We start from the raw sequence: 11,112 nt of genomic DNA, 5'->3' as shown, positions 1-11,112 counted from the left end.
CCTTGTCCGGGTCGAGCCAGATGCGCATGGCGTAGTCGCGGCCGCCGAAGATCTGCACGGCGCCGACGCCGGGCAGGCGCGCCAGCACATCCTTCACATGCAAGGTCGCATAGTTGGAGATGTAGAGCGTGTCGCGCGTGGCATCAGGCGAATAGAGATGCACCGCGAGCAGGATGTTGGGCGTTGCTTTCCGCACCTGCACGCCGAGCCGCTGCACGTCCTCGGGGAGGCGCGGCAGCGCGTCCTGCACCCGGTTCTGCGTCAGCATCTGCGCGACGTTGAGATCGGTCCCGATCCGGAACGTGACCGTGATGGTGAGCTTGCCGTCGCCGGTCGACTGGCTGTTCATGTAGATCATGTTCTCGACGCCGTTGACCTGCTGTTCGAGCGGCGTCGCTACGGTCCGCGAAACGACGTCCGCGGAGGCGCCTGGGTAGGCGGTGGTGATCTGGACCGTCGGCGGCACGATCTGCGGATATTGCGCAATGGGCAGGATCGCGAGCGCCCCGAGCCCGATCAGCGTCACGAAGACGCTGAGCACGGTGGCGAAGATCGGCCTGTCGATGAAGCTGTGTGTCATGGAAAGCTCCGGCGTCGATTTTTGCGAGGGTCCGTTGACGCGGCTTTTCAGCCCCGCTCGTCGGCCGCTGTGTCGTAATGAATGGCGCCGTCCTGCGGCGCGACCTTGGTGCCGGGAATGGCGCGCACCAGACCGTCGATGACGACACGGTCGGTTGGCGCGAGACCCGACTGGATCACGCGCAATCCGCCGCGAAGATCGCCTGTCGTCACGATCTTGGGCTTGACCGTTGCGTCGGAGCCGACCGTCATCACCAGGTGCTGTGACTGGTCGAGCACGACGGCGGAGTCCGGCAGCAGATAAACCGGGGTGGGCGGCGCGATCGCGACGCGAAGCCGCGCGAATTGGCCGGGCGCCAGGAACAGGTCGGGGTTGGGCACCGTGGCCCGCGCATGGATCGTGCCGCTCGAACGATCGAGCGCGTTGTCGATGAAGTCGAGCGTACCCTCGTGCGAGAAGTTGTTTTCGTCGCTGAGGCCAATCATGACCTTGTTGGCGAGCGGGCCGCCGACACGCGCGCGCTCGCGCGAGAAGGTCAGGAAGTCGGCTTCGCTCATGTCGAAGTCGAGATAGAGCGGATCGAGCGAGACCAGGGTCGTGAGCAGGGTGGTCGGGCTGGTTGCGGCGCGGCTACCCGCGACCAGGCTTCCGATCGAAACCTGGCGCGCGCCGATGCGCCCGGTGAAGGGCGCGCGAACGTTGCAATATTCGAGGTCGAGTTCGGCGTCGCGGATTCGCGCCTTGGCGTCCTCGACCGCGGCCTTCGACGAATCCTGGTCGGAGGTGCGCTGGTCGACCGTCTCCTGGGTTGCGAATTCGTTGCGCCGAAGCGACTGCGCGCGGGTGAGTTGAGCGTTCGCAAGTTCGACGCGGGCCGCCGCCGTCTGCAGCGCGGCTTTGGCTTGCTCAAGCTTGATCTCATAGGGGCGCGGGTCGATCACGAAGAGCAGGTCGCCTTTGTGAACGATTTGGCCGTCCTTGAAATGGATTTCGGTCAGCGTTCCGCCGACCTGGGCGCGCAACTCGACCCTGTCGATCGCCGAGAACTGCCCGAGGAAGCCGGCTCTGCTATCGACCTCGCGCTGCAAGGGCTGGCTGACCGTGACCTGCGGGACCGGGGTCGGCACGGCCGCCGCCTGATTGCCGCGATGGGGCGCAAGGCCAAAATAGACGAGCAGCGCCGCAATCACCGTCACTACGGCGATCGCAGGTGTTCGCCACGTCCGCCGCAGCGGCCGCGCCGGCGCGTCGAGCGGTTCCCGTTCAATGTTCGAATGATCGCTGATCTGGTCCATGAGGTTGCCCCGATATTTTTCGTTCACGACCCGTTGATATTTGGAGGAGACGCTCCAATATGGAGCTCGGCATATAGACGCGGGGAGGCGCCGTTCAAGGATTTTTGGAGCGATGGCATCAAAAATAAATCAAGGGACGAAACTCGAGGAGCACAAACGCGGCAGAGGACGGCCTGCGGTGTTCGATCGCGGAGCTGCGCTGAACGCCGCGATGAAGCTGTTCTGGGAACGCGGCTATGAGGGCACCTCGTTCGATGACCTGATCGGCGCGATGGGGATCAGTGCGTCCAGTTTCTACAATTCGTTCGAAAGCAAGGAGGCGCTTTACTGCGAGGCGACGCGCTCCTACCGGGAATGGGCCGGTCAATGGTTCTTCGCCATTCTCAACGATCCCTCCATCGATACCAAGACGGCGTTTGCGCGGCTGTTCGAGGCGACGGCAGAAGAATTCACGCGCGGCGACCATCCGCTCGGCTGCATGATCTCGCTTGCAGGCACGCATTGCTCGCCCGGAATGAAGAACATTCGCGAGATGATGGCCGAGCATCGGGCTTTCTCCGAGAGCGCGATGGCCGATCGCATGCGAAAGGGCGTCATCAGCGGCGATCTGGCTGAACACACCGACTGCGAAATGCTGGCTGCCTATTACAGCGCGGTTGCGCGCGGACTTGCGGTGCAGGCCCGCGACGGGGCCTCGCGCGAGAAGCTCTCCGAAATAGGCCGGCTCGCCATGCGTGCCTGGCCGGCCAAGTAAGCCTCGTAGAGATTGAGGAACGCGTCGCCAGGTCGACGCCAAATATGAAATTTTTTGTCAAAAAGTCAGAAGCTTAAGCCAAAGCATCCCCTCATTTGACTAGCTCGTCATCTCCGCGCAATCTGGCAGCTCATTTCGCCCGAGGCAGGCCGTAACTCGACAAGAGGCGGCGGCTGGCGGGCCTATTGCTGATGGGCGGGTTACAAAAGGCTTTCATGACACGGTTTGCAAACTTGAAGCGGCTCGGCTTCTTCACGCGGCTTCTCGACGAAACGACGGCGGCAGAGCGGTATCGGATAGCGACCGAGCAAATCGTGCAGGCGGAGAAGTGCGGCCTGGATTCTGCGTGGATCGCGCAACACCACTTCCATGAGCGTGAAGGCGGGCTTCCGGCGCCGTTCCCTTTTCTCGGTTTCGTTGCGGCAAGGACCTCGCGCATTCGTCTCGGCACCGGCATCGTCACGCTTCCCCTGGAAAATGCCGTGCGGGTGGCGGAGGACGCTGCGGTTCTGGACCTCCTTTGCAGCGGCAGGTTTGAGCTCGGCGTCGGGACCGGCGGAAATCCTTCGGCCTTTGCGGCATTCGGCTTCGACAGCACACAACGCAACGAAATCTTTGCGCGCAATCTCGACACCGTGCGCAAGGCGCTCGCGGGCCGGCCGCTTGACGGCGGCGACACGCTCTATCCGTCAAGGCCGCAATTGTGCGACCGGATCTGGCAGGCGACCTTTTCCACCTATGGCGGCACGAGAGCAGGCAAAGCAGGCGATGGCTTGCTGTTGTCGCGCACGCAGCCGCGCTCCAAGGATGTCCCAAAGGCGACGCTGGCCGAGATTCAGCTCCCGATCATCGATGCCTATTTCGAGGCTCTGCCAAAGAGCCGCGAGCCGCGGATCATGGCATCGCGCAGCATCTTCGCTGCCGATAGTCGCGAGGACGCGCTTCGCCTTGCCGACATCGGATTGCGCAAGGCGCTCGGTCACTTCCTCGCCGGTGGTCACTTGCCGCCCGGTGATACGACCACCGAAATGATCGCCGCATTCGATACGCATGTGGGAACGCCCGACGACATCATTGCCTCGCTCAGCGCCGACCGGACGCTGGAGCGGGTCACCGATCTTGTGTTTCAGGTGCATTCGGTCGATCCGCCGCATCCGCTCGTTCTGCGGTCGATCGAATTGATCGCGACAAAGGTTGCGCCCGCGCTCGGTTGGAAAAGAGCGGCGGCTGACGTGGCGCTGGCTGGCTAATCAACTGAAAGACATCAAGTGATGAGCACAGAGACAGACATCATCGATCTCCTTGCCGGCATCGAAGCTGGCTCGCCGCTGGACGGCATCCGCGGCAAGCGCGTGCAGGCGCGCGAAAACGCGCAAGTAAGCTACCTCACTTTGTTTGAGCCGGCTGATTTTGGCGATGTCTCGGCGCTCGAGCGCTATGCGGTTGCTGCGTTCGTCGCCGGCGTTCATGGCGAGCCTCACGTGACCGCCTTTTATTTCAACAAGCTTGGAGATATTGCGCGCCCGGAATTCGTCGCAGCCTTGAAGACCGAAATCGGTCGAGGAAAAACCACCGGCCCGTATGGCGCCTTTCCCGCCGGGCCACTTTCGGTTGAAAACAAACCCGGCCTGATCTATCGCGTTGCCCCGGACCATCAGCGCATCCTTGGGACGAAGCTCGCTGCGGCGCTGGAGCACGCCCATCTGCTGGTGTTTCGGCCGCGCGATGCGGCTCCCGCCGATATGCAAGCACTGCTTGATGCGAGCTGGACGGCAACTGGCATCGTCACCCTGTCCCAGCTCGTCGCCTTCCTGTCGTTTCAGGTTCGGAGCGTCTCGGGTCTTCGCACGCTTGCTGCCTCGATCGAGCATCAGCCCAGTCCGGCCCGCTAAGGAGTTTGTCAATCATGCCTGACACAATCGTGGTTCAGAACAGCGAAAACGAGCCTGTCGTTTTCACACAAGCCGAACTCGGTTGGTTGCCGTGGATCGAGCCGCTGCCGGAGGCCGAACTGAACGAGCGGCATTGGGCCGGCCTCGTCGATCGTTCCCGCGCCAAGTCAGACTACTTTCGCTTGCTGGTGCGCGATCCGGAAGTCCTCGAAGCCCGGACCAAGACCGACAAAGACATCTTCTACAACACCGCGGACGGCCTGCCGCGTGCCGAGCGCGAGCTCGCAGCGGCCGCGACGTCTCGCTACAACGGCTGCATCTATTGCGCATCCGTGCATGCGCGCTTTGCCACCACCTATTCCAAGCGCGGCGAGGATGTTCAACGCCTGCTCGATGAAGGGGTCGGTGCTGACATCGGCGCGCGCTGGAACGCCGTCGTCCGCGCCGCCGTTGCACTGGCCTCGACCCCGATCGCGTTCGGCCCGGACAACATCGAGGAGCTTCGTGGAGTTGGTCTCGATGATGCCGAAATCGTCGACGTGATCAACAGTGCTGCATTCTTCAACTGGGCAAACCGATTGATGCTTTCCCTCGGCGAGCCCTCGACGAAGAAATCCTAGACAACTATGAGTAACGCCATGAGCAACATCGTGCGCAATATCGACCGTCGTAACCTGATCAAGGCATCGCTTGCGGCCGCAATGGCGGGAGCGCTGCCGCGCGGCGCTTTTGCCCAATCCTCCGAGCCTATCCTGCTCGGTGTCAGCGGTCCTTTGACCGGACCGAACGCGCAATACGGCGCGCAATGGAAGCAGGGTTTTGACCTGGCGCTGGACGAGATCCACGCGGCCGGCGACATCAACGGGCGCAAGCTTGTTTATGATTTCCAGGACAGCCAGAGCGATCCGCGCCAGTCGGTTGCGATCGCGCAGAAGTTCGTCTCGGATCCGAAGGTCGTCATGGAGCTCGGCGATTTTTCAAGTCCCGCATCGATGGCGGCCTCGCCGATCTACCAGCGCGCAGGGCTGGTGCAATTCGGTTTCACCAACTCGCATCCCGACTTTACCAAGGGTGGCGACTTCATGTGGAGCACATCGGTCAGCCAGGCCGAGGAGCAGCCTCTGCTGGCCCTTTACGCGGTGCGCCATCTCGGCCTGAAGAAGCTCGCTGTGCTGCATCTCAATACGGATTGGGGCCGCACCAGCCGCGATTTTTTCGTCAACGCTGCCAAGGGCTATGGCGCGGAGGTGGTGGTGACCGAAGGCTACATCGCGGAGGAGCGCGATTTTCGTTCCACGCTGGTGCGCGTGCGCGACGCCAATCCGGACGGGTTGATACTGATCTCCTATTATTCAGACGGTGCGCTGATTGCCCGTCAGGCGCGTCAGGTCGGCTTGAAGCAGGTAATCTGCGCCGCAAGCTCGGTCTATTCGCCGAAATTTCTCGAGCTTGGCGGTGAAGCAGTCGAAGGTGTTCATCTCGGCACGCGGTACTTCCCAGGCGACCCGCGGCCGGAGGTTCGCAAGTTCGTCGACGGGTTCAAGGCCAAATATGGCGGCCAGGAACCAGATTCCTTCAACGCCTATGCCTACGACGCGATGAACATGGCGGCGGCTGTGCTGCGGATCGGTGGTACTGACCGCAAGGCGATCCGCGACGGCTTCGGAAAGGTGCACGACGTCTCGACGGTCATTTTCGGACCGGCGACCTTCGACGTCGCAACCCGCCGCATCAAGGGCGCCATGAATGCCGAACTCGTCGTCCAGAAAGGCCAGTTCACGCTTTGGGATGGCAAGCCGACTTAAACTCGCGGCAGCCGGGAGCGTGATCCCGCATCTCGTATTGGAAACCTAGCGTGTCTTCCTGGCTCGATTACACGATCAACGGATTGATCGTCGGCAATCTGTATGCGCTCGTTGCCGTCGGGCTCGCGCTGATCTTCGGCGTCAGCCGGCTGATCAACTTCGCACAGGGCTCGATCTATGTCGTAGGAGCCTATATCGGCTGGGTCGCGGTGGTGCAGCTGCGCACGCCGCTGGCCGTGACGATTGTGCTGGTCACGGTGGCGAGCGCTTTGGTCGGACTGATCATCGAGCGGTTCGGCCTGCGGCCACTGCAGAACTCGGCGCGTATCGCGCCGCTCTTGGCTACGATCGGCATCAGCTTCGTGCTCGATCAGATCGTCATGCTGATCTTTTCGCCCAACCCGCGCGCGCTGCCGAGCCAGTTGCCCGACATCCGTTTCCAGGTCGGCGGCGGAACGATTGGACTGCTCGACCTCCTGATCGCCGGCGTCGGCATCTCCAGCGCGCTGCTGCTGTTCGTGTTCCTGCGCTTCAGCAAGCTCGGATGGGCCGTGCGGGCTGCCGCACAGGATCGCGATGCCGCGATGCAAATGGGTGTCGACGTCAACCGCGTGAACCAGGTCGTGTTCGCGATCGCCGCCGCACTTGGTGGGCTCTCCGGCACGCTGGTCGGCATGTATTACAACCAGATCGACACCGCGATGAGCCTTCAGGCGACGCTCAAGGGTGTTGTCGCGGAGGTCGTCGGCGGCGCCGGCAATGTGCCGGGCGCGGTCGCCGGCGGCCTCCTGCTTGGCCTCGTGGAAAGTTACGGCGTCGCGCTGTTCGGCACCAGCTATCGCAATCTGTTCGCGTTCCTCTTGTTGATCGGCGTCCTGGTGCTGCGGCCGAACGGCCTGTTCGCGAGCGCCAGACAACTCCCGCCGGAGCCGTTAACCGGCACCTTCGTCGCGCCCAGTCGTCCTGTCCGTCTTCCGCTTTGGGCCTTGCTGATGGCATTCGCCGTCTTCGTGCTGTTGCCGCTGTTTCCGGTTTCGTCCTACGTGCTCCAGACCCTGACCAACGCCTGGCTGTTCGGCATGCTGGCGCTCAGCCTGACGCTTGTCGCCGGCACGGTAGGGCAGGTGTCGCTCGGACATGCCGCGCTGCTTGCGATCGGCGCCTATACCTCGGCGCTGCTATCGGTGAATCTTGCGTTTCCGGTAAGCGTCGCAATCATCTGCGGCGGGCTGATGAGCGCTGCGCTCGGCACGCTTCTGATCTCGCCGTCGTTTCGGCTGCGTGGGCATTATGTGTCCATCGCGACGCTTGCCATCGGCGAAATTGTGTCGCTGGTCATTCTGAACTGGGAGCCGGTGACGCGCGGGCCGATCGGGATTTCCGGCATCCCGCCACTGTCGCTGTTTGGCTATGACCTCATCGGCGCGGCGTCGATCTACTGGTTCTGCTTTGTCGTCATGGTCTTGTTGGCGCTTGTGCAAGTGAGGTTGCTGGGCTCGCATATCGGCCGCAGTTTTCGCGCAATCCGTGACGACGATGTGGCGGCGCGCGCCTACGGCCTCAGTCTGAACCGCTACAAGGCGCTGGCGTTCATCTTCGGCGGGTTTGCGGCCGGCGTCAGCGGCGGCATCGCCGCGCATCTTTATTCCTACATCAATCACGAGACGTTCAATACGCAACAATCGATTCTCGCATTGACGATTGTCATCCTTGGCGGGCTCGGCAACGTGCTCGGTGCGATCGTAGGGTCCGTAGCCCTGGTCGGCCTGCCAGAGGTTTTCCGCATCGCCGCCGAGTACCGTATCCTGATCTATGGCATCGTGCTTTTGCTGCTGGTGCGGTTCAGGCCGCAGGGCCTGTTGGGAACGATCTGATGGCCCAACCCGCACAGCTCCTTTCTCTGCGCGGCTTGACCCGCCGGTTTGGCGGGCTGACCGCCGTCGATGCGATCGATCTCGATCTCGCGGCTGGCGAGCTTGTCAGCATCATCGGGCCGAACGGCGCCGGCAAGACAACCCTGTTCAATCTCGTGACCGGTCTCGACCGGCCCGACGCCGGCGAGGTGCATCTCGACGGACACCCCATCACCGGTCTTTCGCCGGAGAAGCTCGCCGGAAAGGCCGTTGCGCGCACCTTCCAGCTTGGCCGTGTGTTCGGCAATCTCAGCGTGATGGACAATGTCCTGATCGGCGCGCATGCGCGGCTATCCGCCGTGAAACCTGACGTACCGTTGATCGGGCCGCTGCTCGAGCTTGGACTGGCGCTGCTGCGGCCTGCCTCGGTCACGTCAGAAGAGGAGCAGCTCCGCGAAGAGGTGAGGGCGATCCTGGCGCGGTTTGGCGACCGCCTGCTGCCGCGCATCGATCAACCGGCCTACAGCTTGTCATACGCCAATCGCCGCCGCGTCGAGATCGCGCGGGCGCTGGCGCTCAAACCGCGGCTGCTATTGCTCGACGAGCCCACGGCCGGCATGAACCCGAGCGAGACTGAGGAAATGCAGGCGCTCGTTGCCGAACTCAAGGCCGAGGGCCTGACGATCCTCCTGATCGAGCACAAGCTCGACATGGTCATGCGTTTGTCCGACCGCATCGTCGTCATGGATGAAGGCAGGAAGATCGCCGAAGGGGCGGGTGAAGAGGTGCGGAACGATCCCAAGGTGATCGAGGCCTATCTCGGCCATGGACTGTCGCGCGCGTCGGCGGATCAGCGGGAGCCGGCAACATGAATGTCATGTCCTCCGCAACGCCCCTCCTGCAACTGACCGGGATCAACACCTTCTACGGCCAGGCGCAGGTGCATTTTGATCTCTCGGTCGAGGTGCCGCGTGGCCATATCGTCTGCCTGCTTGGCGGCAATGCCAGTGGCAAATCGACCACGATGAAAATCATTCTCGGCCTGGTGCGGCCGCGTTCGGGCGAGGTGACGTTTGACGGCGCCTCGATGCTGGGCCTGACGACGCCGCAGATCGTTCGTCGCGGCATTGCGTCGGTGCCGGAGGCGCGCCGGCTGTTTGCCGACATGAGCGTCAGGGAAAACATCCTGATGGGCGCGTTCGTTCGCAGCGATAGCGCCGAGGTGGCGCGAGACCTCGAGCGAGTGCTCACGCTGTTTCCCAAACTCGGCCAGCGGCTTTCGCAGCGCGCCGGCTCGCTGTCAGGCGGAGAGCAGCAGATGGTCGCGATGGCGCGGGCGCTGATGAGCCGGCCGCGGATGATCGTCATGGACGAACCGACCATGGGGCTTTCGCCGCTTTACGTCGATCGCGTGCTGGATCTGATCAGGACCATCAACAAGGACGGTGTCTCGATCTTCATGGTCGAGCAGAATGCCTCTCTCGCCCTCGAAATCGCTCACGAGGCCTACGTTCTGCAGACGGGCAGGATCGTCCTTTCCGGTCCGGCGCGTATGCTGAAGAACGACACACGGGTGCGTGACGCCTATCTCGGCGGAGGCGGATTGGCCACCGGCTGAAACTCTTCCATAATGAATTTTCCTTGATTGCAGGAGTGGGGACATGAATCGCAGGGAATTTCTCGTGAGCGGTGGCGCGTCCGCCCTGTCGTTCGCCAGTGTGCCGGGATTGTCCGGCCGTGCCATGGCGCAGGGCGCCAAGGAGATCCCCATCGGCGTGCTGTTTGCGATGTCGGGCGCCAACGCCCAGACCGGCATCGATGCACGCCACGCCATGGAGACCGCGGCCGACATCGTCAACAATTCCTATGATCTCGATCTGCCGACCGCGAAGAATGCGGGCCTGGCTTCGCTCGGCAACGCCAAGATCAAGCTGATCTTCGCCGATCACCAGCTCGATCCGCAAAAGGGCCGCGCCGAGGCCGAACGGCTGATCACCCAGGAAAACGTTTGTGCCCTGATCGGCTGTTATTTCTCCTCGGTTTCGTCCACCGTCAGCGGCGTCGCAGAGCGTTACGGCCTTCCGTTCCTGTGCGCGGACTCGTCCTCGCCGAGTCTGGCGCGGCGCGGTTACAAGTTCTTCTTTCGCCCGGCGGCCCAGGACGAGATGTTTTCAGCGGCGATGTTCGATTTCCTCGATTCCCAGCGCGCCAAGGGCAAGAAGATCGAAACCATCAGCCTGTTCTGTGAAGACACCATCTTCGGCACCGATTCATCGAACGTCCAGCGCAAGCTGGCGGCCGAGCGCGGCTACAAGATTGCCGCCGACATCAAGTATCGCGCCAATGCGACGTCCTTGAGCGTCGAAGTGCAGCAGCTCAAGGCTGCGGACGCCGACGTGCTGTTGCCCTCGAGCTATACCAGCGATTCAATTCTGCTGGTGAAGACGATGGAAGAACTGGGCTACAAGCCGAAGAACATCATCGCGCAAGCCAGCGGATTCGTCGACCCGGCATTCTACAATGCCGTCGGCGACAAGGCCGTCGGCGTGATCACGCGCGCCAGCTTTTCGATCGACATGGCTGAAAGGCGGCCGATGATCTACAAAGTCAACGACATGTTCAAGGCGCGCGCCAAGCGCGACCTCAACGACGCCACCTCGCGCGAGCTGATGGGCTTGCTTGTGCTCGCCGACGCCATCGACCGCGCCGGATCGGTGGACGGCACCAAGATCCGTGACGCGCTTGCCGCGACAGATATTCCGGGAACGCGGACCATCATGCCGTGGAAGCGGGTCCATTTCGGCCCCGATGGACAAAATCCCGACGCCGATCCAGTGTTGATCCAGTATGTTGGCGGCGACAAATTCGCGACCATCTTTCCCGAGGCGGTCGCGGTTGCGGAGCCGCGCTGGCCGATGAAGAGCTGACAAGCG

Annotated in this window: 11 protein-coding genes; 9 read left to right on the top strand and 2 right to left on the bottom strand. The window is 62.6% G+C overall.

Annotated features, from left to right (window positions below; all coding sequences use genetic code 11):
• On the bottom strand, nt 1-580 hold a 580-nt coding region (locus VFB05_RS10505; RefSeq protein WP_325011886.1), incomplete at its 3' end, for an efflux RND transporter permease subunit.
• A 47-nt stretch (nt 581-627) separates the two neighbouring features.
• Nucleotides 628-1,875 carry an efflux RND transporter periplasmic adaptor subunit gene (locus VFB05_RS10500; protein WP_325011884.1) on the bottom strand — a complete coding sequence of 416 codons (1,248 nt, stop codon included), beginning with the start codon at nt 1,873-1,875 and terminating at the stop codon, nt 628-630.
• A gap of 178 nt (nt 1,876-2,053) precedes the next feature.
• Here VFB05_RS10500 and VFB05_RS10495 point away from each other — a divergent pair, with 178 nt between their 5' ends.
• The 9 genes from VFB05_RS10495 to VFB05_RS10455 all read left to right on the top strand — a co-directional run bounded on the left by VFB05_RS10495 (nt 2,054) and on the right by VFB05_RS10455 (nt 11,106).
• Nucleotides 2,054-2,629, top strand: a complete 576-nt coding sequence (locus VFB05_RS10495) for a TetR/AcrR family transcriptional regulator (protein WP_325011881.1) — start codon at nt 2,054-2,056, stop codon at nt 2,627-2,629.
• A 215-nt stretch (nt 2,630-2,844) separates the two neighbouring features.
• On the top strand, nt 2,845-3,879 hold the full coding sequence (locus VFB05_RS10490) for a putative FMN-dependent luciferase-like monooxygenase (protein ID WP_325011879.1): 1,035 nt from the start codon (nt 2,845-2,847) through the stop codon (nt 3,877-3,879).
• Nucleotides 3,880-3,900: 21 nt separating this feature from the next.
• Nucleotides 3,901-4,521: a CMD domain protein gene (locus tag VFB05_RS10485; protein ID WP_325011877.1), complete on the top strand. Its 621-nt coding sequence runs from the start codon at nt 3,901-3,903 to the stop codon at nt 4,519-4,521.
• Nucleotides 4,522-4,535: 14 nt separating this feature from the next.
• On the top strand, nt 4,536-5,141 hold the full coding sequence (locus VFB05_RS10480) for an alkylhydroperoxidase domain protein (protein ID WP_414643175.1): 606 nt from the start codon (nt 4,536-4,538) through the stop codon (nt 5,139-5,141).
• 30 nt (nt 5,142-5,171) lie between these two features.
• Nucleotides 5,172-6,326: an ABC transporter substrate-binding protein gene (locus VFB05_RS10475; protein ID WP_325011893.1), complete on the top strand. Its 1,155-nt coding sequence runs from the start codon at nt 5,172-5,174 to the stop codon at nt 6,324-6,326.
• 50 nt (nt 6,327-6,376) lie between these two features.
• Nucleotides 6,377-8,200, top strand: a complete 1,824-nt coding sequence (locus tag VFB05_RS10470) for an ABC transporter permease (RefSeq protein ID WP_325011875.1) — start codon at nt 6,377-6,379, stop codon at nt 8,198-8,200.
• Nucleotides 8,200-9,051 (top strand): ABC transporter ATP-binding protein, encoded by an 852-nt coding sequence (locus VFB05_RS10465; protein ID WP_325011873.1) that lies wholly within the window; start codon nt 8,200-8,202, stop codon nt 9,049-9,051. Before VFB05_RS10470 ends, VFB05_RS10465 begins: the two co-directional genes overlap by 1 nt.
• 5 nt (nt 9,052-9,056) lie before the next feature.
• Entirely contained in the window at nt 9,057-9,797 is a 741-nt protein-coding gene (locus VFB05_RS10460; protein WP_325011891.1) for an ABC transporter ATP-binding protein, read from the top strand.
• A gap of 43 nt (nt 9,798-9,840) precedes the next feature.
• Nucleotides 9,841-11,106: an ABC transporter substrate-binding protein gene (locus VFB05_RS10455; protein ID WP_325011871.1), complete on the top strand. Its 1,266-nt coding sequence runs from the start codon at nt 9,841-9,843 to the stop codon at nt 11,104-11,106.
• Nucleotides 11,107-11,112: the final 6 nt, after the last annotated feature.

It is taken from the genome of Bradyrhizobium sp. (genome assembly GCF_035652035.1).
In the GTDB taxonomy this organism is placed as follows: domain Bacteria; phylum Pseudomonadota; class Alphaproteobacteria; order Rhizobiales; family Xanthobacteraceae; genus Bradyrhizobium.
The sequence above is the reverse complement of the archived record's forward strand: the minus strand, read 5'-3'. Positions and strand labels throughout refer to the sequence as shown.